Origin of the sequence: Anaerosporobacter faecicola (assembly GCF_012070565.1) — a bacterium.
In the GTDB taxonomy this organism is placed as follows: domain Bacteria; phylum Bacillota; class Clostridia; order Lachnospirales; family Lachnospiraceae; genus Anaerosporobacter; species Anaerosporobacter faecicola.
Window position 1 is genome coordinate 48,845 of record NZ_JAAQRO010000052.1, and the last position, 21,770, is coordinate 70,614.

Genomic DNA, 21,770 nt, shown 5'->3' on the forward strand with positions numbered 1-21,770 from the left:
ACTTACTCCTCCTTTATGTAATTCACACGTTTTGCTTTTTTCCCTACATAAGGAATTCGTTCCTTAACAACAATCTTATTGGGAATGCCACAAGCGAACTCAACTTTGCTGGATATTACTTCTTCAATCCCTTCATAATAGGTTGTATCACTGGATAACTCGATGACGATTTCTGCATACTGTGGATACACATTGATATAATAATTTTCCCCAACTTCTTCCTGTCGCATCAACATCTCTTCCACATAGATTGGCGCATAGGCATTTCCATCAATTTCAATCTGATCAATCTTTCTGCCTCTTAAGAAAAGTTTCTTCAGCTCAATACCACAGTCGCAGGTTTGGGGATCCAAAAAGCCTAGGTCTTGTGTTCGGTAACGGATTAATGGTGTTCCTTCTTTTAATAGCACTGTTACAACGATTTCACCAACTTCTCCATCTTCCAAAACTTCTCCCGTTTCTGGATCAATGATCTCCAAATAAATATGGGAAATTGGTATATGATATCCATTCTTTTCTTTGCATTCAATACCAATTGCTCCACATTCTAATGAACCATAATAAAACCTCGCATCCGCTTCCCATTTCTTTTCAATTTTCTTACGGAATGCATCCGAACATCCTTCCCCTGTTAACCAAATCTGGTCTATCTTAAGGTCATTAAGCAAATCAATGCCTTCTTCTTCAGCTGCTCTCATTAATTCAACCGTATAGGAAGGTGAAGAAAACAAGACATTACAATCCATATCCTTCATCAGCTGGATTGCCTTCTTTGGTTCTGAATATGCGCCTCCTTTTCCAACCGGTAAAACAGTTGCCCCATAACCAATCTGTACTACTCGTTGAAAAGATTGTCCTGCTGAACTCATCTCATAAGGAAGTGCAATAGCAACGACATCGGTTCTCTTAAGTTCAAATAAGTCTCCCATCTTTGGTAAAAGATCACTTCCGTACAAATCATTTACCGTATACATAATATAATTGCTTTTTGCCCCCGACGTTCCCGTTGATGTATGTACATGTAAAATGTCTTCTTTCTCCACACAACGTAAAATATCCCGTTCTGTAGAAATGGTTTCACGTGTAGTAAGTCTTAATTTTTCGAATACTTGCTTTGTTAATTTACCATCTGGACGATATCCAATTTTATCAAGTTCACTCCGATAATATGTGTTTCTCTCATATACATAATCAAGCAGATCCTTCAAAGCTTTATCCTGATATTGGACAATCTCTTCTCCACTCATTTTTGTGATGTCTTTCATTTCTTCCTGGTATTCTTTCAGTACAGAAAAATCACGTATTCCATGAAAGCAAATATATTCAGCTAAATTATTCATACGATTCCCCCCCTTATTTCTCCATAATGGTTTCATCAATAGCAACTCCTAAATGTCTTCCCGCTTTCATAATATATCCCAATACCAAATCTCCCGCCTGTAGAAGTACACTATTCTTAACACTTCCTTTACTACTAAGGATTCGAATATGCCAATCATCCTGCACAATAGCATTTACTTGTTTTTGTGTCTTTTTTGAAATGGCTTTAATCAATAGCATTGGTCTTTTTTCCATCTTTATCCGTCCAACACTAACCGCGCGTACTTTTCCTTGTGAATTAACTGTAAGAACTTCGTCTCCAACCTTTAATTCAGACAAATATTTGGTTTTATTATCTGGACAAAGAACATAGGAATGAATTGCACCTGCATTCACACGAAATGGTCGCAAATCCATATAAGGTAAATAATGGTTTTCAGAACTTACTAAGATTCCACCATTGGAGGTTGATCCGATAATCATTCCTTCGTCTGCATCTAGCTTGCTGATGGTATCAATACATACACGGTCTCCCATACCAATATGTTGAATACCTTCCACCTCTAGCTCTTCCACTTCAATCGAATTACTAAGCAAGGCTTCCACCTTCTCTTTCAGATTTTTGATTTCCTCAATGGTATCTGTTTTTAATAAAACAGCTTGGCTTCCCATCTCCATTGTCATTGATGCAATCCACCCATCTTCACTATTTTGAATTCGTTTACATATTGTATTCTTATATTGTTGGGAATAAGCTAAGATCAACTCAAGAGGGATATTGGTAACAGACTCAAATTGTATGATTATGGTTTTATAGAATTCACTTAATCGAATCGATTTTTCCATACTTTCTCGATCATTCAGTGAGATATAGATTCCTGTTTCGTTATTCTTAAAGAATTCATCCAAGCCCTTATCTTGATCGTCAAACAGTACAACAAATCGATTTTCTTTGTGTTCCTGAATATATTTGCGAATATCATTCTTATTTTCCTGATTTACCCGTAAAAAAATCTTAATGTTCTTCGGAATCTTCTCTGACAGATTCATTTGCTTTTGATCAAGATAAACACCTGTGTACCCCGTATTCAATGCATAATTCAATAATTCATAACCTTTTTTCTCATTCTTATCAGTGATGTCAAGCCATAATTCTTTCTCCATTGTTCTCACCTTCATGCCAGTGGCATGTCCTTTCTACATAATGTATGATGCTTTACGTAATTCTGTTGTAACAAGTAATTGCTCAATGTTTTGAATTGTACCAACTTCAACAATATGAACTCTATTCGGAAATGGAAGATTCAAAGTTATCTCCTTTGATGCTTTTTCCACTTCTCCTTCAACATAGAATACCAGTTCATTTTGTTCCTGTTTCATTTTCCAATACTTAACGATCCCTAATTCTTTCTTCTGATAGAGAGCAGTTTGAATTTCAAGCATTGTTGCACTGTTATCCCCAATTGTAATCTGATCAACTTCTCTACCATGATGGATTAGAATATCCCCACTCAACCGACAGTCACAGGTATTCTTATGTAATTCCACCAGATCTCCAGTATTATATCGTATCAAAGGAAATGCTTCCTTGTTCAACAATGTGATTAGCATCAGCCCTTTCCCCTCTGTACGTATCTTCGTTGTGTCCTGAGGATCAACGACCTCAATATAGAAGTCTTCATGACAATGCAAATGTCCCTTTTTACAGGAAACAAAAACATTTGCTGCTTCCGTAGATCCTCCATATACAAAAACTTCACACCCCCAAAGTTCCTCAATGATCTGTTTTCGTTCCAAACAAAGTAGCTCCCCAGCAACACAGATTGCACGAATCGCAAAATCATTCTTCGGGTCTAACCCTAACTTTTTCACTACATCAGCTAACACAATAGCCTCGGTAGGATTACACGCTAAGATTGTAACCTTTAACCTTTTAAGCATCTCAATCACACGTGTATAAGGCGTAACCAAAGAACCTCTGCTGACTGGTATAATTGTTGCCTTCTCTTCAATAAACATTCGAGAAAAAATATGTGCTGGAATGGAGATTGCATATGGAAAACGTATCATAACAATATCCGTTTCTTTTACATCTAAATCTGGACTATTCAATTGTTTCACCTGTTGATCCATGTCATACCTTGAATACCAAACTGGAACAGGTTTACCCGTTGTTCCAAAAGACTCGTGGTATTCCTGTATCTTCCCCATATCAACAGAAAGTACATCCAGCGGATCACAATTCCTTAAATCCTCTTTCGTAGTAGGTGGAATCTGTTGAAAATCTTCTATACTTTCCACTTGCCCTTGTAAGCCTTTGTTTTGATAGAATTTACTTTTTCCTGCATGATTCAAGGCAGAATTTAATTTATTTAGCAATTCCTGTTGAACATTCAATCTTTATTTCCTCCTTTTGATTATAAAGAAGCTCCTTAATCTCATTATGTGCAATTCGATTAAGAGCAAAGTCTTTTTCTCTCAAAAAATTTTGCATGTCTATTTCTTCATATAAAATTTCATATTCATTTTGCGTACATTGTGCCAGTTTAAAATCCAAAGGCTTACAACAAAGCATATCATCCATCAGATTAGGATTCTTAAACAGAGCCGTTAACCCAATAAATTCAATACGAGAAATATTACATGTCCCAATGGTCGATGCCATGACTAGGTAGCATGGAATATCCATAGTACGTGATATCGCAACCGTTTCAATAATATCCTCATATTCTCCTGGTACCTGTGTCATACAGATCATGAGATCCACATCTTTTGCTGCAAGTTCTCCACAAACATGCAATGCATTCAAGTCATTTCCAATAATCATGCCAACTCGACCAAGATCTGTCTCGTAAACTGTTACATGATTCCCTGGTGTCATGAATTGCTCTTCAAATGCATTCAATGCAAGTTTTCTATGTTTTCCTATACATACTCCTTGTGGATCAAAAAGTAATGCAGCATTATAATATTCCCCATCTTCTTTTTCAAGGAATCCACCAGTCACATAGCAGGAATACTTCACAGATAAACTTCGCAAGAACTCTGCCACCTGCCCTTCCTCCCCTTCTGCTGATGCATCAAGATGAACCAGATTCACTTTAGACGCAAAAAGTTCTGGTAAGCAGATTAAATCATACGTCACTGCTTTTATTTCTAGCTGTTTCCTGATTATAGAAAACAATTCTTCTTTTGTTCCAAATACGGTTGGTGTCTGTACAACACCAATCTTTATATGTTTCATCTGTATTCCCCCTTATCTATTTTTGAAATACCAAATACTGAGAGATATTCTCTTCACAGCAATTCTGGTATTTGCATTGTAATTCCTCCAATCGCTCAATCAAATCATATAGGAACGTTTCCTTAACATCAGCAAATGTATTACCAAATGTGCCACGGGCTAAGATGCTACAGACAAGGTTTTTCACATCCTTAAATTCGATAGTGAATTTTTCCACCTTATTTTCCAATAATTCTAGTCCATTTTGTTTTGCCATATCAATGACTTGCGAAGCTTCAATACAGTCTGACCAGGTAGAGATAATCTTTTTTGGATAACGCAATGAAAGATATTCTTTTTTACTTTTTGAAACATCAATGATTGCTTTAAATATCATATTGCCAATGAAGGAACTTGCACCTTGTTCGACTTTCACATTTCCGATGGTATATCCAGGAAGTGTACAAGCAAAAATCCCACCTTTTCGAAGCGTATCACCAATACTTCCAATTGTTCTAAGATTAAGCCATTGAATTCCGTAATTACAGATGATCAGATCGACTTTCTGTTCATAAGTCTCAATTTTGTTCACATCATATTGATAAAACGAAACATTCTCTAGTCTCTTTGCCTCTGCAATGGATAACATATTTTGAGAAATATCCAAACCAACAATATTCGCTTGCCCATACTGTTCTCGTAGTTTTTGACTAACGATTCCTGTTCCACAACATATATCTAGAATTTCCTCAAAATTATCTTTGTATTTTCGAATATATTGAAGAAGCTTTTCTCCAATCTGCCCGTAATAGGATTGATTTTCTTCCGATTCATAGTCAAGATATAGCTGGTTAAAAACTGTTGTACTCATGCATCTCGCCTCCTTAACCATTTGTTCATAAGTAAGGTAAAAAGAAAGATCGCAAGAATAAATGCAAGCCCTACATAACTTGAGAATATAGCAAATACTACTTTCCCATCCAAAACCTCATTCATTGTAACCTTAAGCCAATATGTAGGTGTTCCCTTCGCAATTACAAGCATATAGTTTGGCATATAGTCCAAAGCCCAATACAATCCGCCCAACATTGCTAACACGTTGATTACAATGTTGATTAATGCAAGCAGCATATTCTTGCTCCTAGATAATGTACATAGTAGAATTCCAAGAATGAGTCCAAGAAGACTTGCTTCTAATAAGACGATCACGATACTAGCAATCTCAGAAATTGTATAGGTTGATGAAAAACCTGCTAGAAATCCTCCGATAATCAGGATTTGTAAAATGCTTAATAAGAATTCCCCTGCAATCAAAGACAATAGATACTTCCCATATGTATAATTCGTATTTGAAGCACGAACCACTAATCCATGAACTTTATCCTCAAATAATTTATTGCAGAAGTAACAATTGTAATAAATCATAAAAAAGATAACAAATCCCCAAAATATATATTGGGCATTACCATCTGATGTATCTTCTTTCTCTTGGAAGGAATCAACTATTAGACTCACCGCTTTTGTCTCTATTGTATCTAGGAATTTTTCATACTCTTCTTGATTTTCTGTGATTTTCCCTGCAACTACATACCGATCTAGATATCCATTCATATCCTTTTCCAAAAAAGTCAGTATCCCACTGGTCTGTAATCCCGTAATTTCAATTCCAACAGGTTCCATTCCAGCATAAACATGACTGGTCAGCCCTTTTTGAAATGTTACTATATAATTCACCTTGTTCTTGATTAAGTACTGATGGGCAATCTCTTGCTTAATCTCACTTATGGTATACTTATCCTCCAAGTATGCTGTCATCTCTTTTGTAAATTCGGTCTGATCCAAATCCACAATTCCAAGTTTACATTCAGCAAACGCTTTTTTTGAATCCGACTGCTCCTGGCTCAGCTGGAAGATCAGTGTATATAGGATTACTGCGAGAATTGGTATAAAAAACAACACAATATTAAATATACCTCTCATATTTCTTTTTAAATTCAATACGATAATTTTCACACGCAACCTCCTATTAATGACGATATTCGTAAACTCTTCTGCAAATCCATGTAAGAACAAGTAGTACAACACTCCAACAACCAATTCCTATAAGATAATGACGATACAGTTCTGAACCGGTACCATAAATCACACTAAATAATGCATTCTGACAGATGGCATTCGGTAAGACTCGTTCAACAATTGTCCCCAATACACCATCTCCTAAATCTAATATAACAAATCCACTTGATAAGAACGTTGTCCCTAAAATTAGGATATTGGCAATGGTATAGGCCACATTGTATTTTCTTAAAACGGTGATCAATGCAACTCCAAATAAGTTGGTGAATACGATAAAGGAGAAAATAATAACAAATAATTTTCCGTAATTAGTCCCCAGATAAACACCATAGACATTCTTGTAGAATAGAAGTAAGATAAGAATCTGTGCACATACCATCACTAAGGAAGCAAGGTAAACACCAATATAGATTTGTGATGGGTGTGTTGTTATACTCCGAATTCTCTCCCCATGTTTTCCTTCTAAGGTTTCGCTGATAATCTTGACAGAATAGAGAGAACCAAACATGCACACAAGAACCATTAAAGTAATTCCATAATAGTCAAATGCCTGTGGTTTATGGCCAGCAATCATGCTTGTATTGCTTACGTATTCTCCTCCCACATAATCCGAAAGTTCTTCCACTTTCTCATATGAAACTGTCTCAAACATCGCATTGCTTTCAATATATTGGTTCATAATAGATGCTGCAATCTGTGCGCCCTGTGAGTTTATATCTTGCATGACAAGATTCAGTTTTTTTTCTGAAGAATTATAGGTTATGTATCCACTGATTGTCTTTTGTTTCATCTGTCTCTTTGCCTGTTCAAGATCTGAAACTTGAGTAACAGTGATAATTTCTTTTACAGAATCCGTTTGAAATACCTTTTGAAGATCCAACAAATAGGAATCTTCTTTTTCTAAAACGAAAGCGACCGTTTCAAGATTAAGACCTGGAGATTGGAAATCACTCTTAAGTGCATTCCCCACAATACAAGCCAAAACGATCGGAAATAATACCATGAGCAACATACTCACATAATCTCTTAACTCCCTTTTCCACGTGTAGTATACTGTCTTCCAAATCATTTCTTTTCCTCCTAATCTCTCAAAGTCCTCCCAGTAAGCTGTAAGAATATGTCCTCTAGGTTGTTTTTCTTTGAATTAATGGTATGATAACGGAACCCATTCTTCTCAATGGTTTCAATGATTTCTTGTAATGCACAGCCTGCGTCTTTGCAGACAATCTCAATATTTTCTTCCTGACAGAAACAAGATTCTACTAGCTCCTTCTTCTTCAAATCTGATACTAAGGCTTTATTCCCCACTTTATTCAAAGTAAAACGATAACATACATTTTGATTATATTGATCCAGTAATTCTTCCGTTGTTCCTTGCTCAATGATTTCTCCTTTATCAATGATCAGAATCCGGTCACAGATACTTTCAATTTCCTCCATATAATGGGACGTATAGATAATCGTTGCTCCTCTTTTATGTAATAAACGAATGGACTCTAGTATATGATTTCTCGATTGGGCATCAATCCCTACTGTCGGTTCATCTAAGATGATTAATTTTGGTTCATGTACAATGGCACATCCAATATTCAATCGACGTTTCATTCCACCTGAAAATGTTTTAGGTAAACGTTTGGCTACCTTCTCCAATCCTATGAAAGCAAGTGTCTCATCAACATGCTTTTTTAATTCTTTCCCTTTCAGACCATATAAACTTCCAAAGTACTCCAGATTTTCTCGTGCAGTCAGATCATGAAAAATGATAATGTCTTGTGGTACAACACCAATCTTTCTCTTTATTTCTTTTTTATTCTTTGAAAGATTTTTACCAAAAGCCTCCACCTCACCGCGGTAATTCTGAATGATCCCGCCTAGAATACTTATTGTCGTTGATTTTCCTGCTCCATTAGGACCTAGCAAACCTAGGATATCTCCTTCTTGCACCTCAAACGATATATTTTTGATAGCAACAATATCATTATATTGTTTGTGAAGATTTTTAATCTTTATCATAGCCAGTCCCTTTCTAATCAAATATTGTATTTGTAATCTATGTACTTACAGCGATTTCCATTACAGAAAACATCTTCCCAATAACCAAAATCTAATTCTTCTTTGATTTGGCCCAACACTTCTTCCTTACTCTTTCCTTGTAAGAATAGCTCAATTGCTAAGGAATATGCTGCCGTTATACTTGCCATAAACAAAGGATCCAAATCTCTTCCTATGGTCTTAATGGAATCTACACCAGTTTCCATAATCTTATCTAGATTACATAAAGAGCAGTCTTCATTTACATCCAAGATATTAATCACTTCCCCTGTTTTCCTTACACGGTATTTGGCACGGCAAGGAATACCGGTCTGTAGATGCTCATTATTCAAATGCAACAGCCCGCAGGTTCCCTCTAAAAAGGAACAGCCAAAGTGTCCAAAGATTTCAACTTTTAACGTTGTGTTTTGTGCAAGTTCTTTGATCTCTGCAAGAGAAAATGGATGTGGTAAAACAATCTTCTCTACACCTAAATCTTCAAAAAAACGTATGCTTGCTTTATTCATACACGCAAGAAAAGTACTTACCGTTATCGGTGTATGAATCCCCTTTTCTTTAAGATACAGCAAGTTTCCTAAATCCCCTACAATTACACGATCTACCCCTGCATCGATTCCCCGTTTTACATAATCCAGATAATTTTCACGAATGGAATTCTTACTGATAAATTCACTATCATTAATACTTGGAACATTGGCAACCAGTTCTACTAAAACACCATTTTGATGAGCTAAGTCCACTGACTTCTTAAAATCCTCGTATGTTAGTACGGTTTTTCTTTTGTCGAAACACGATTTGATTGCTCTTCCTGAAAAAGTCAAGCCTTTCCCCATACGAAAATCATACTCAAAACCCGCATAGAATTCACCTGCTCCTGCTTCAATCTGCATCTGGGCTCCTTCATACGAATTAATAGGTGCCTTGATCAATACTCTTTTCATACGCCGCCTCCTACAGTAATGCACGGATCTGATCTATATCCGTATCATCTAGCTCATAATCATGAATCACATAACTGTATATGATTCTACTATCCTTCACCAAATCCAGATATGCTTTATTCTTTCTATACAAAACATTCCCGATCAGTGTAAAATCAACAATATCCGCTTGTAGCTTATTCACACATGGCCTATGTTCATTGAAATCACAGATCTGATCCATGGAGATATCAATGCCTTCTCTACAAGAGCCCACACAATCTCCTACATTCAGTTTCTTATATTTGGCATATGCACATTTTCTAGCAAATGCAATTGAATAATTTCGAATATGTACACTTACATTCCACCCCCAGTCAAAGAGACGTTGAAAACCGTAAGAAGAGTTTTCGAACAAATTCGCATCCATTCCATTGACTCCATATTTGGTAAATAACTTATACTTCATGGAATCTGCAAGAGTGTTCGTAAGCAATTCAATTTTTCCATTCTTTTCGTCTACGAATTCCTCTGCCCAAGCTGTATCCTGTAACGTTCTTGCTATACTTCTTCCAAGCGACACCATCTTTGGTAAAATCTTCTGATGTGAAGCTTCATATAAGATGCCCAAATCATTAATAACAATCGTATAATCCAGCTCCGCTATATGAAACAATCGTATTGTTTCAAGCAACCTTGTAAAATTTCCATCCGAAACTTTCGGTGTAACATACTTAAACATATGACCACTATTAATAATTTTTCTTGCTAGCTTTAATGCCTCTTCTCCAAGTGGTACATAATACATGCACCCTTCATCCCCTAGAGCTAGAACATCATAGTGCTCCGCTAAGTACTCCATCGTATGTTTATAATCACTTATATGTAATTCCAATTTACTCATAATTTGATTCCCCCATAACACTGCCAGTTTATATTCTATACAATTTTTAAAAATTGTTTTGTTTCTAGAATGTCTTCTTCCTGCAAGTTGACAACCATCGTCTCTTCTTGTTCCCCAAGTGCAAGGATCTTTCCTGCTGGTCCAGCGGCAATGCTTCTTCCTGCAAATGTACCATCAAGATATGTACAAGCTCCAACTCCATTTACGCCGATTACATAAATTCCATGTTCCATGGATCGAGCTTCAATGAGATGACTCCATTTCTTCCAAATAAGGTCTTGATACTTGTCTTCTTTATTCATAATAGGAATCAGACTTGGTGAAAAAATCACCTCTACTCCTTCTTTTACAAGTTGTTGAATAAGAGATGTATCAAGAATATCAATCCCTAAGACAAGAGAAACTTTTCCAAAATCCAATTCAAAACATTGCATCAGTTCCCCTGATACACTATAAGCGGTTTCCTGTTGGAATAGGTGGACACGCTCCTGGGTCCCAATGATTTGCCCTTCCCTGCCAAGTATAAAACCAATATTCCGATACCGGTGTTCCACCTCTTTTTTGTTATAGGACCCGATTACTCCTCCTATAATGTAGCAATGATATCTCTTCGCTAATTCCCGTAAGCACAAAACTCCTTTATTCTCTGCAAAGGGCTCCGGTACACTTGTAAAATTGTAAGAGCAACCTGCATAGAATTCCTCAGGTATAACAATTACATCTACTTCCTTCTCTTTCTGCATTAACTGTTCAATCTTCGTCTGTATGTTCTGTACATTAAGTATTCGATTCTTGATCCCAAACTTAGCACTCTGAATCTGAAACTGTAGCATTGCTACCTTTATCCCTGTCTTCATTACATTCCTCCATTCTATTCCTCTTACTACCTTCCCAAACTTGAATTAATTTTGCACTTCCTAAAGATAGTACAACAAAAACATGAGCACATAATATTAGACGTGCAATTTCCATGTAACAATAATATCGAATGATAAAAAAGAACAACATCTCAATCAGAAAAATGATCTTTGCAGTTCTTCCATATACTTGTTTTTCTTTTAGAGACAACGGTTTTTGTTTACATTCAATGGGAGTAAGAGAGATAAAGAATAAGAACACCAAGACTTCGATTCCATACATATTCTGATCAACAAACAGAAAATCATTAAACCTTGATGCGACTATTGCTAAAATAACTACTAGATTTGATACCACAATGCATTGCCAAGACTGTTTCGCATGCCAACCACCTGCAAAACATCTTAATGGCATAAAACAAGATAGAAAGATCAGAACTTGACCAAATGCCCGGAAGCATAAACCAATGCTAAAAATTAGTACTAGATTCACTCCGGTCTCAAACATCAGCGTATATCCATATTCATATACGCTGATATCTTTTGACTCAACTCTTCCAGATTTCCACTGCTTTACAACCATTGCATGTGCTATCTTACTTATGATCATTTAACTTTTTGAATTGTTTTGCAGCTTCTGGAAATTCAGGTTGGTGAAACATCCATGCGCAAGCTGAATTAGCACTTTGCTTCACAAAAAGTTTAGCAAGATTATTTGAACAATTCATTGCTTTTGAACCTAACTCTAATTTCATAGTATGTACCTCCTATCTTTTTTTCTTGTATTTTACATTATTTGGGTTCTTTCCGCAATATAAATGGTAGATTTTGTAATTATAATGGACGTTTTTGCATGTACATTTATATATAATTGATACATATTTTTATATTTACGTATTCATTTTCCCTGCACCATGCTGCTTTATTCCCCAAAGTTCTTCATTTATGGAAGAACAAATGCTACTTTGGCAAAAAAAATCTCCATCGTATTTACAAAATCAATAAAAACCCGTTTTTCAATAAATACAATGAAGATAAAATCAACCTTCGATTGGGATTACTACTACTGCTGTAAAGATATTCTGGTCTGTGAAAAACTCCAGATAACCGCCTTGTCGCTCAACTACTTTTCGAACTGCCTTTATACCAATCCCATGAATTCCTTCCTCCTGTTTTGTAGAAACAAAGCCCGATTCTTTTCGATCCAAGTTACCAACATAAGGATTCACAATCTTAATTACACAAAAATGTCCTTCATTCTGCATAAATATCCGAGTTTGAACATAAGAATTGCAATTGATTGCTGCACGTAAGGCATTATCAAGAAGATTTCCTAATACCGTGATCATATCCATATCTGTAATCGCCCCAATTGTACAAATTGGTTCAACATAAGCATCAAAGGTAAGTCTATATTTTTGTGCATACAACCGCTTTTCTGACAAGATTGCATTAATTACCGGAATGTCACAATACATTGCGGTTTCATTATTTTCTAGTTCAATGTTTAACTCCTTTAATATATTAAAGATTGTCCCTTTTTGGTCCTCTCGTAAAAGTTCTCCTATCGTTTTCAAATAATGGCTAATATTATGAATAAATTCATCTTTTTTATGATTCATATCAGTAATCTGTTCATAGTGATTCAACTCCAACTGCTGCTTTGCGATTTGGAGTTTCTGTTGAATACTTGCTTCCATCTCTTCTGAATACCTGCTAAACACAAAAAAGATCAATATATTACCTATGATCATCAACGTATAACACAATACCATTGCGACCTTTATCTTTGTATTCTTTTCAAAGGACATCCCCGCATAATATGCCAGCAGCATAATTCCAAAGCTTGTTATTGGAACAATTAGAAACTGAAGAAATACGCTTGTTTTCATCTTAAATCGAGATTTTTTAGGGATTTGTTTTGCAATAGAAAACAGAATATAGGTTAGAAGTTTCATGGAGATGATTTCCATAGGAATCTTTGACAAGTTCTTTACTGTACTCTTTCCTGCTAAATCTCCCGGGATTTCTAACAAAATAACAAACAAGAACTCGCTTCCTATAATAAGAACACAGGAAAAGATTAAGTACACTAGTTTTTTGTAAAACTCACCAGTGAAACATATGGATAAAAAAATAAGATATATAATTGGAACAAGGAATAAATTCAACTTTGAATTGCCAAATCCATTGATTCCATATAATATTCCTATATTAATAAGAAAACAAGACCAAAAATGAACTTTTCTCTCAATGGTTCTTCTTTTTTGAAAAAAAGCATGAAAAAAATCATATACAAAATACAACTCAATTACACAACTGATCAATGCGATCAGTTTATCCAGATCGTCCATTGTGTTTCCTCCGTCAGCGAAACGAAATCTATACGAATACGTTCCATATAATTACTACTGTAAGACCATTCAGTTATATTTATTAGACATATAATCAATAAAAGCTGTACGAAATTCTTTTACTTTGGAACGAGCAATTGATAATCGAGTCCCATTGATCAGCTCTAACTCTGTTGAGGTTATCTTTGTTATGTATTTTAGATTAACGATATAACTATTATGTGCATAGCCAAAACCATGTTCTTGATAGGTGTTGTACAGTTCGCTCACCTTCTCACGACAAGATACTACTATATTATCATGGGAATCGCTTCTTCCATATAGATACACGGTACTACCACGCTTTGCAACTGCTATGTATAAAATATCATCTGGCTTTAGTTTTACAATATGATTATGGGAATATCCTGCCAGTAAGGGAATGGTCCTCTTACTTTTCATCTGTTGAAGTATAACCTCTATCTCTTGCTGCAATCTTTCTTTTGTATATTCCTTCAATAAATAACGAAATGGCGTCACTTCAAAACTCTCAACTGTAGGTTTACAGACTCCCGAACAAAATACTAATATAACATCCGGGAACTCTTTTCGAAATCGTTTTGCTACCTCATGACCACCTAACATTCTCATCTGCATATCTAAAATCAATAAATGATATTCCTTTTTTCGATCAAGTTTTTCTAACAATTCTTCCCCTGAATGAAATTCAAAAAAAGTGCTATTATTCTTCATACTTTTCTCATCTAAGATCATTGTCTTCATGTATCCAATAAATACTGGATCATCATCACATAGAATAATATTGTACATAGAACCCCTCCTAGCTAGCTATCTGTCTTTCATAGTATAGCAAAAAAGGGGTAAGAAGTATGTCGAAAAAACAATTAATTAATAATAATAAAAAATCTTCTACATACCCTTATGCTACATTTCGGACACCTTGTGCTTTCTTGTAACATATGGTACATAAAAGATTATTCCTGTACTACTGCTTATTAAAGACTAGCTAATTGTTAGTCCAGATATTCTGTGTAATTCTCTGTTTCAAGAATCTGATTTGCCTTATCAAATTCTTCTTTGGAAGGTGGACGAACCTCTGATAAGGAATAATCTATTCCTAATTGTTCCCACTTGAACAATCCAAGTGTATGGTATGGTAAGACTTCAAAACGTTTAACATGACTTAGCGTCTTTACAAATGCACCAAGCTTTCTTAAATCTTCTTCATCATCCGTTATTCCAGGTACTAGTACATGACGGATCCACATATCTTTTTCCTTTTCTGATAGATATTGTGCCAGTTCAAGAATGTTCTTGTTACTCCATCCGGTTAAGTCCTTATGTTTTTGTTCATCAATGTGCTTTATATCAAGCAGGATCAAATCAGTATAGGATAATAATTCATCAAATTTCTTTAGATATTCTGGATCTTTTTTAAACGGATTTCCCGACGTATCTAGTACCGTATTGACTCCTTTACTCTTCGCAATCTTGAATAATTCAATTACAAAGTCGATCTGCAATAAGGCTTCTCCACCGCTTACCGTAATCCCACCTTTGTCTTTCCAGTAGGTGCGGTATCTATATGCTTTCTGAAAAGCTTCCTCTGCTGTCATACATTCTCCACCATTCATATCCCATGTATCTGGATTATGACAATATCTGCATCTCATATGGCAGCCTTTCAGAAAGAATATATAACGTACGCCAGGTCCGTCTACGGAACCGAAGCTTTCAATGGAATGAATGTAACCTTTTACTTCGCCTGTATTCTCTTGCTTTTTATTTTCTAAACCCATATCTTCTCACTTTCTAAAAATGGCAGGTAAATATCTGAAGACTCAGCATCTACCTGCCATATTATTGCATTTACAGTATACTACATTACATACGATTAAACAGCAAAGTATTGAGATTCAATCATATATACATGTGCTCCGAACTAGATCATTGTTCTTCCATTCTGATCAAGAATTACATATGATCATGGAATGTTCTTGAGATAACGTCCATTTGTTGTTCTTTTGTAAGGTCGATGAACTTAACAGCATAACCAGAAACACGAATTGTAAAGTTTGCATATTCTTCTTTTTCTGGATGTTCCATAGCATCGATTAATTTATCTTTACCAAATACATTTACATTTAAGTGATGTGATCCTTGTGAGAAGTATCCATCAAGAACGTTAACAAGATTTGTAATTCTTTCGTCTTCGTTATGTCCTAATGCATCTGGGTTGATTGTTTGTGTATTAGAGATACCATCAAGTGCCCATTCATAAGGAATCTTTGCTACAGAATTTAATGAAGCAAGAAGTCCTGCATTTTCTGCACCGTAACTTGGGTTAGCACCTGGAGATAATGGTTCACCAGCTTTACGACCATCTGGCATTGCACCAGTAGCTTTACCATAAACTACATTTGAAGTAATTGTAAGGATTGAAGTTGTTGGTTCAGAATCTCTGTAAGTATGATGTTTCTTTAATTTTGTCATGAACATATTAAGTAATTCAACAGCGATATCATCCGCACGATCATCATCATTACCGTATCTTGGGAAATCACCTGTTACTTCATAATCAACTACAAGACCTTCTTCGTTACGGATTGTCTTAACTTTTGCGTATTTGATTGCACTAAGTGAATCTACTACATGAGAGTATCCAGCGATACCAGTTGCGAATGTACGTCTTACATCTGTATCGATCAATGCCATTTCAGCTGCTTCATAGTAGTATTTGTCATGCATGTATTGGATACAGTTAAGCGTATTAACATATAAACCTGCTAACCATTCCATCATTACATCATATTTCTTCATAACTTCATCATAATCTAAGTATTCAGAAGTGATTGGTTTATATTCTGGTCCAACTTGTACGAATGATTTTTCATCAATACCACCGTTGATCGCATATAATAAACATTTAGCAAGGTTTGCTCTAGCTCCGAAGAACTGCATTTCTTTACCAGTTTGTGTTGCAGATACACAACAACAAATTGAGTAATCATCACCCCATACAGGTCTCATAACATCATCATTTTCGTATTGTACAGAACTTGTATCAATTGAAATTTGAGATGCATATTTCTTGAAGTTTTCTGGTAATCTTGGAGAGTAAAGTACAGTTAAGTTTGGTTCTGGAGAAGGTCCCATGTTTTCAAGTGTATGAAGGAATCTATAGTCAGTCTTTGTAACCATAGAACGTCCATCTTGACCCATACCTGCAACTTCAAGTGTAGCCCAAACTGGGTCACCAGAGAATAATTGATTGTATGAAGGGATTCTTGCGAACTTAACCATTCTGAATTTCATTACCATATGGTCAATTAATTCTTGTGCTTCGTCTTCTGTAAGTGTTCCGTTTTCTAAATCTCTTTGGATATAGATATCAAGGAATGTAGAGATACGACCAACACTCATAGCTGCTCCGTTTTGAGTCTTAACAGCTGCTAAGTATCCGAAGTATAACCATTGAACAGCTTCTCTTGCATTCTTAGCTGGTGCAGAGATATCAAAACCATAAGATTCAGCCATTTTCTTCATTGCTGCTAATGCTCTATATTGTTCAAAAATTTCTTCTTTTTGACGAATTACTTCATCAGTCATTACTCCACAACCAGTGTTATCATGATCTTTTGCTTTTTGTTCCATTAAATAGTCAATACCATATAGAGCAACTCTTCTGTAGTCACCTACGATACGACCACGACCATAAGTATCTGGAAGTCCAGTGATGATCTTATTGTGACGAGCTTTTCTAATTTCTGGAGTATATACATCAAAAACTCCTTGGTTATGTGTTTTATGATATTCTGTAAATATTTTATGTAACTCTTTGTTTGGTTCATATCCATAAGTTGAACAAGCTTCTTCAGCCATCTTAATTCCACCAAAAGGCATGAATGCTCTCTTTAATGGTTTATCTGTTTGAAGACCTACAACTTTTTCAAGATCTTTGTCAGCTTCGTTTATATATCCTGGAGCATGTGAAGTGATGCTAGATACGATATCAGTATCCATATCTAAAACGCCACCTTTGGCTCTTTCTTCTTTTTGAAGTTCTTGGAGTTTTCCCCAAAGTTTGTTTGTTGCATCTGTTGGATTAGCTAAGAATGAAGCATCTCCTTCATAAGGTTTGTAATTGTTTTGGATGAAATCTCTTGTGTTGATTTCTTCTTTCCAAAGTCTTCCTTCGAAGCCTTTCCACTGTTCTCTTTCTACCATTTGAATGTCCTCCTGTTGCAGTTGAACGTATGTATATTGTATACATGTCGTACGCAAGCAATACGTTTTTAACAATTAATTATATTATCTTTAAGCGAGGAAATAGTAACACTTTATTCACACAAAAGCAAAACATTTTTTTCCAGTACTTAATAAAATACAATCCTTGCATAGACAATTTCTCCAATTTACGACAAACTGTTATTACTTATCATAACTTTATATTCTTTTTTTTTAAAATTGTTTATAATTTTAAGTTTTTCCTAAAAATTCTAAACAATTCAAAAATAACATACTACGACGATTTATAGGATAAAACATCCTAAATGGTTTGACGAATTCTCAAAAAAAACGACCAGACAAAATCAAAAGAAAATTTTGCCTGGTCGCATATATGCTGCTATATTTGTATTTTTCGCATAATTATTCATTTGCTACATTCTTTATTCTTGATACACCAATGCCTCATAGGGTTGAAGTATTCCCTTCTTATGCTCTTCATAATTGGAGATTATTAGCTTCTTTCCTGTCAGATTGGCATACTTACATGTAACTTCCTGTTCTGAAAAATTACATAAAATCGTCCACTCTTTGCCATAATAATTTCGTTTGTAAGCAAAGATGTCCTTATGATTTGGTAACAACAATTTATAATGTCCGTACACCATAATCTTGTTCATGTGACGTAATCGGATTAATTGTTGATAATAATAAAATAGAGAATCCGTTCTCTCTAATTGCTCTTTCGCATTAATCTCCTTATAATTCGGATTCACTGCGATCCATGGTGTTCCCGTGGAAAAACCTGCATTCATCGTTGTATCCCACTGCATCGGTGTTCTGGCATTGTCTCTTCCTCGAGCACGGATACAATCCATCATTTGGTCATTTGAATAGATACCATTTTCGGTTAATTCTGCATAATAATGCAATGTCTCAATATCTCTACACTGTGTAAGATCTTCAAATGGGAAATTCGTCATACCAAGTTCTTCGCCTTGATAGACATAGGGGGTTCCCTGCATCATATGCATACAAGTTGCTAGCATCTTCGCCGAACGTTCACGGTATTCTGGTCGATCATCTCCAAATCTTGAAACACTTCTTGGCTGGTCATGATTTCCAAAGAACAAGCTATTCCAAGCTTTTCCCTCCAAACCAGTCTGCCATTTGGATAAGACACGTTTTAAATCCAAAAGATTATATCGTTTTGTGGTCCATTTTCCATACTTTTCTTCATCAATGCACATATGTTCAAATTGAAACACCATGTTTAGTTCTTTTCCATTGGTATTGGCATATTTCTTTGCTTCCGTTAGGGTAACTCCAGCTGCTTCTCCCACTGTCATAATGTCATATTTTGATAGGACTTCTCGGTTCATCTCCTGGATGTAATCATGAACTTTTGGTCCGTTCATAATGTAAGGCCAACCATTTCCATACAAGCCTCCATCTTTCTTGCCATCTGGGAATGTCTGTACTTTCGAGATCATACTGATCACATCAAACCGAAAGCCATCGACCCCCTTCTCACACCACCAAGTCATCATATCATAGAGAGACTTCCGTACCCTGGCTTCTTCCCAGTTCAAATCTGGTTGTTCTTTGGAAAAACAATGCAGATAATACATATCTGTGGCGGTATCGTATTCCCACGCCGAACCTCCAAACATAGCCCCCCAATTATTAGGTTCACTACCTTTCTGCCCTTTTCTCCAGATGTAGTAATTTCGATATGGATTATTGACAGTACTTCGACTTTCTATAAACCAAGGATGTTCATTGGAAGTATGATTGAGTACCAGATCCATTACAATCTTCAGTCCTCTTTGATGTGCCTGCTCTAAGAGTCGATCAAAATCCTCCATCGTACCAAATTCGTCCAATATATCTTGGTAATCCGATATATCATATCCATTATCGGCTCCGGGAGATTTATAAACTGGTGAAATCCATAGGACATCCACTCCAAGTTCTTTCAGATAATCTAGTTTTGATGTAATACCGTTAAGATCTCCAATTCCATCTCCATTGCTGTCCATGAAACTCCTTGGGTAGATCTGATATACCACACTTTCTTTCCACCATACTTTACTCATATTCATACCTCTTCTACTGTTTTACAGCTCCCGATACTACTCCTGAGATGATCCATTTTTGGCAGAATATATACACTACCAAGATTGGAAGAATAACTAGAAGATAGGATGCAAAAGCTAAATTATACTGTGTTGTAAACTGTCCTTGGAATACATACTGGGACAGTTGTAATGTCTGTTGTTCTGGTTTCGATAACAGGATCAATGGCATCAAAAAATCATTCCACGTCCACATAAAAGACAAGATGGCAACTGTGGCGGTCATTGGTTTTAACATCGGGAAGATTACTCTTGTAAATGTTTGCAATGGACTAGCGCCATCTATGGTTGCTGCTTCATCAATCGCTTCTGGTATCGATTTGATATATCCAGAATAGAGAAAAATATTCATTGGTAATCCAAATATTATATAGAGGAACGTAATTCCACCAATGTTATCCACATGGAATAGAGCTGCTTGTTTGACAAGGGGAAGCATCAGCACACTAAAAGGGATAAACATTGCACTAATGAAGTAATAATACATCCCCTTGAAAAACTTGCTCTTTTTATAATTTCTCGTTATTGCGTAGGAGACTGCTGAATTCGTAATGATTGTAAATACCAGATTAATTACGGTAATAAACAAGGTATTACGAAATTTCAATGGATAGTTGGTCATCTTCCATGCTTCCGCAAAGTTACTAAAATTCAGTTTCTTTGGAAATGCAAGAAGATTTACCATATCACTAGGATCACGTAAAGCAATGGATATGGTCAGATATAGAGGAAACAAGATCAATCCTGCTGCCACCACCATTAAGATAATGGTAATTGGCCAATTTACTTTTTCTTTATGTAGTTTCGTTCTATGGGTCATCCGTTGATCGTCTCCTCTCTCTTATCTAAAACCTTGAGCTGAATGATAGATATGACTACGATTACCACAAACATCATCACCGCATTGGCTGATTGATAAGCAAATTGTCCACCAGAAAATCCTTTTTTGTATATCAGAACCGATATGGTCGTTGTTAAGGTTCCTGGACCACCATCCGTCATAGCCATTACCTGGTCAAATGCCATCAGATATCCTCTAGCACTTAAAACCATATTGATTGTAAAAAATGGAGCAATCAGAGGGAAGGTTATCTTCATAAATCGCTTGAAGCCAACTGCACCATCAAGGTTTGCTGCTTCATAGATGTCTTGATCTACAGTTTGTAAACCAGCTAGATAGATCAATACGTTAAATGCCAAGGATTGCCATACAGTTACAAATAACACGCCAATCCAAGCTTGGTTTGTTCCTAGGATATTCAAACGTAGCGCTTCGATTCCCAACTGTTCCCCTACCATAGGAAGAATATTGGAGAATACGAATTTGAAAACAAAACTAATAATCAAGGTTCCTAACATATAAGGAATAAAATAAATCGCTTTCAACACATTTCTGCATTTGATTTTCGCATTCAATCCACTGGCGATCAATAAGCCGATCACATTTACAAGGATCGTCGCACATATAGCAAGTTTAAAAGTGAATAGATAGGAAGAATAGATATTCTTATCGGAAAATATATGGGTGTAGTTTCGTAACCCTACCAAATTCCAGGTACCATATCCTTTCCAATCGGTAAAACTATAGAATACGCCTTGCAGAAATGGGATGGTATGGAATATGAAAAATAGTATTGCCATAGGAATTACCATTGCATAGAACGTCAAGCTAATACGTTTTTTCTTCTTCATAACTTCC

General features: G+C 35.8%; 20 protein-coding genes. All 20 read right to left on the reverse strand.

What is annotated here, in order from left to right; translation table 11 throughout:
* Window positions 1-2: 2 nt before the first annotated feature.
* Window positions 3-1,340, reverse strand: coding sequence for a phenylacetate--CoA ligase family protein (locus HBB17_RS19265; RefSeq protein ID WP_167959139.1), 1,338 nt, complete (start codon window positions 1,338-1,340; stop codon window positions 3-5).
* A 13-nt stretch (window positions 1,341-1,353) separates the two neighbouring features.
* Window positions 1,354-2,484: a 3-dehydroquinate synthase II gene (locus HBB17_RS19270; protein ID WP_167959140.1), complete on the reverse strand. Its 1,131-nt coding sequence runs from the start codon at window positions 2,482-2,484 to the stop codon at window positions 1,354-1,356.
* A gap of 33 nt (window positions 2,485-2,517) precedes the next feature.
* The gene (locus HBB17_RS19275) at window positions 2,518-3,717 is read right to left on the reverse strand and encodes a phenylacetate--CoA ligase family protein (RefSeq protein WP_167959141.1); all 1,200 of its coding nucleotides are present in this window, start codon (window positions 3,715-3,717) and stop codon (window positions 2,518-2,520) included.
* On the reverse strand, window positions 3,689-4,564 hold the full coding sequence (locus HBB17_RS19280) for a carbon-nitrogen hydrolase family protein (protein ID WP_167959142.1): 876 nt from the start codon (window positions 4,562-4,564) through the stop codon (window positions 3,689-3,691). The genes HBB17_RS19275 and HBB17_RS19280 overlap by 29 nt, the downstream gene beginning before the upstream one ends.
* Before the next feature lie 16 nt (window positions 4,565-4,580).
* The gene (locus tag HBB17_RS19285; RefSeq protein WP_167959143.1) at window positions 4,581-5,414 is read right to left on the reverse strand and encodes a methyltransferase domain-containing protein; all 834 of its coding nucleotides are present in this window, start codon (window positions 5,412-5,414) and stop codon (window positions 4,581-4,583) included.
* On the reverse strand, window positions 5,411-6,556 hold the full coding sequence (locus tag HBB17_RS19290; protein WP_167959144.1) for an ABC transporter permease: 1,146 nt from the start codon (window positions 6,554-6,556) through the stop codon (window positions 5,411-5,413). Before HBB17_RS19290 ends, HBB17_RS19285 begins: the two co-directional genes overlap by 4 nt.
* Before the next feature lie 13 nt (window positions 6,557-6,569).
* Window positions 6,570-7,688, reverse strand: a complete 1,119-nt coding sequence (locus tag HBB17_RS19295; protein WP_167959145.1) for an ABC transporter permease — start codon at window positions 7,686-7,688, stop codon at window positions 6,570-6,572.
* 11 nt (window positions 7,689-7,699) lie between these two features.
* On the reverse strand, window positions 7,700-8,632 hold the full coding sequence (locus HBB17_RS19300; protein ID WP_330588295.1) for an ABC transporter ATP-binding protein: 933 nt from the start codon (window positions 8,630-8,632) through the stop codon (window positions 7,700-7,702).
* Between the two features lie 17 nt (window positions 8,633-8,649).
* Window positions 8,650-9,612, reverse strand: a complete 963-nt coding sequence (locus HBB17_RS19305; RefSeq protein WP_167959146.1) for a peptidase U32 family protein — start codon at window positions 9,610-9,612, stop codon at window positions 8,650-8,652.
* 10 nt (window positions 9,613-9,622) lie between these two features.
* Window positions 9,623-10,495 carry a hypothetical protein gene (locus tag HBB17_RS19310; protein WP_167959147.1) on the reverse strand — a complete coding sequence of 291 codons (873 nt, stop codon included), beginning with the start codon at window positions 10,493-10,495 and terminating at the stop codon, window positions 9,623-9,625.
* Between the two features lie 35 nt (window positions 10,496-10,530).
* Complete coding sequence (locus HBB17_RS19315; protein WP_167959148.1) at window positions 10,531-11,352, reverse strand: carbon-nitrogen hydrolase family protein; 822 nt, start codon at window positions 11,350-11,352, stop codon at window positions 10,531-10,533.
* Entirely contained in the window at window positions 11,300-11,962 is a 663-nt protein-coding gene (locus HBB17_RS19320; RefSeq protein WP_167959149.1) for an accessory gene regulator B family protein, read from the reverse strand. Before HBB17_RS19320 ends, HBB17_RS19315 begins: the two co-directional genes overlap by 53 nt.
* On the reverse strand, window positions 11,949-12,107 hold the full coding sequence (locus tag HBB17_RS19325; RefSeq protein ID WP_167959150.1) for a cyclic lactone autoinducer peptide: 159 nt from the start codon (window positions 12,105-12,107) through the stop codon (window positions 11,949-11,951). Before HBB17_RS19325 ends, HBB17_RS19320 begins: the two co-directional genes overlap by 14 nt.
* A 285-nt stretch (window positions 12,108-12,392) precedes the next feature.
* Entirely contained in the window at window positions 12,393-13,706 is a 1,314-nt protein-coding gene (locus tag HBB17_RS19330; protein WP_167959151.1) for a sensor histidine kinase, read from the reverse strand.
* Between the two features lie 69 nt (window positions 13,707-13,775).
* Window positions 13,776-14,516 (reverse strand): LytR/AlgR family response regulator transcription factor, encoded by a 741-nt coding sequence (locus HBB17_RS19335; RefSeq protein WP_167959152.1) that lies wholly within the window; start codon window positions 14,514-14,516, stop codon window positions 13,776-13,778.
* A gap of 203 nt (window positions 14,517-14,719) precedes the next feature.
* The gene (gene pflA, locus HBB17_RS19340) at window positions 14,720-15,505 is read right to left on the reverse strand and encodes a pyruvate formate-lyase-activating protein (RefSeq protein WP_167959153.1); all 786 of its coding nucleotides are present in this window, start codon (window positions 15,503-15,505) and stop codon (window positions 14,720-14,722) included.
* A 175-nt stretch (window positions 15,506-15,680) separates the two neighbouring features.
* Complete coding sequence (gene pflB, locus HBB17_RS19345; RefSeq protein ID WP_167959154.1) at window positions 15,681-17,933, reverse strand: formate C-acetyltransferase; 2,253 nt, start codon at window positions 17,931-17,933, stop codon at window positions 15,681-15,683.
* Between the two features lie 443 nt (window positions 17,934-18,376).
* On the reverse strand, window positions 18,377-20,032 hold the full coding sequence (locus HBB17_RS19350; RefSeq protein WP_167959155.1) for a glycoside hydrolase family 13 protein: 1,656 nt from the start codon (window positions 20,030-20,032) through the stop codon (window positions 18,377-18,379).
* 13 nt (window positions 20,033-20,045) lie between these two features.
* Window positions 20,046-20,891 carry a carbohydrate ABC transporter permease gene (locus tag HBB17_RS19355; RefSeq protein WP_167959156.1) on the reverse strand — a complete coding sequence of 282 codons (846 nt, stop codon included), beginning with the start codon at window positions 20,889-20,891 and terminating at the stop codon, window positions 20,046-20,048.
* Window positions 20,888-21,763: a carbohydrate ABC transporter permease gene (locus tag HBB17_RS19360; protein ID WP_167959157.1), complete on the reverse strand. Its 876-nt coding sequence runs from the start codon at window positions 21,761-21,763 to the stop codon at window positions 20,888-20,890. Before HBB17_RS19360 ends, HBB17_RS19355 begins: the two co-directional genes overlap by 4 nt.
* Window positions 21,764-21,770: the final 7 nt, after the last annotated feature.

Excerpts from the sequence above, each read along its gene's own strand:
- HBB17_RS19320 (WP_167959149.1), bottom strand. The coding sequence starts at position 11,962 with ATGATCATAAGTAAGATAGCACATGCAATGGTTGTAAAGCAGTGGAAA.
- HBB17_RS19280 (WP_167959142.1), bottom strand. The coding sequence starts at position 4,564 with ATGAAACATATAAAGATTGGTGTTGTACAGACACCAACCGTATTTGGA.
- HBB17_RS19360 (WP_167959157.1), bottom strand. The coding sequence starts at position 21,763 with ATGAAGAAGAAAAAACGTATTAGCTTGACGTTCTATGCAATGGTAATT.
- HBB17_RS19295 (WP_167959145.1), bottom strand. The coding sequence starts at position 7,688 with ATGATTTGGAAGACAGTATACTACACGTGGAAAAGGGAGTTAAGAGAT.
- HBB17_RS19330 (WP_167959151.1), bottom strand. The coding sequence starts at position 13,706 with ATGGACGATCTGGATAAACTGATCGCATTGATCAGTTGTGTAATTGAG.
- HBB17_RS19315 (WP_167959148.1), bottom strand. The coding sequence starts at position 11,352 with ATGAAGACAGGGATAAAGGTAGCAATGCTACAGTTTCAGATTCAGAGT.
- HBB17_RS19285 (WP_167959143.1), bottom strand. The coding sequence starts at position 5,414 with ATGAGTACAACAGTTTTTAACCAGCTATATCTTGACTATGAATCGGAA.
- HBB17_RS19270 (WP_167959140.1), bottom strand. The coding sequence starts at position 2,484 with ATGGAGAAAGAATTATGGCTTGACATCACTGATAAGAATGAGAAAAAA.
- pflA (WP_167959153.1), bottom strand. The coding sequence starts at position 15,505 with ATGGGTTTAGAAAATAAAAAGCAAGAGAATACAGGCGAAGTAAAAGGT.
- HBB17_RS19335 (WP_167959152.1), bottom strand. The coding sequence starts at position 14,516 with ATGTACAATATTATTCTATGTGATGATGATCCAGTATTTATTGGATAC.
- HBB17_RS19310 (WP_167959147.1), bottom strand. The coding sequence starts at position 10,495 with ATGAGTAAATTGGAATTACATATAAGTGATTATAAACATACGATGGAG.
- HBB17_RS19265 (WP_167959139.1), bottom strand. The coding sequence starts at position 1,340 with ATGAATAATTTAGCTGAATATATTTGCTTTCATGGAATACGTGATTTT.
- HBB17_RS19305 (WP_167959146.1), bottom strand. The coding sequence starts at position 9,612 with ATGAAAAGAGTATTGATCAAGGCACCTATTAATTCGTATGAAGGAGCC.
- pflB (WP_167959154.1), bottom strand. The coding sequence starts at position 17,933 with ATGGTAGAAAGAGAACAGTGGAAAGGCTTCGAAGGAAGACTTTGGAAA.
- HBB17_RS19300 (WP_330588295.1), bottom strand. The coding sequence starts at position 8,632 with ATGATAAAGATTAAAAATCTTCACAAACAATATAATGATATTGTTGCT.
- HBB17_RS19325 (WP_167959150.1), bottom strand. The coding sequence starts at position 12,107 with ATGAAATTAGAGTTAGGTTCAAAAGCAATGAATTGTTCAAATAATCTT.
- HBB17_RS19350 (WP_167959155.1), bottom strand. The coding sequence starts at position 20,032 with ATGAGTAAAGTATGGTGGAAAGAAAGTGTGGTATATCAGATCTACCCA.
- HBB17_RS19355 (WP_167959156.1), bottom strand. The coding sequence starts at position 20,891 with ATGACCCATAGAACGAAACTACATAAAGAAAAAGTAAATTGGCCAATT.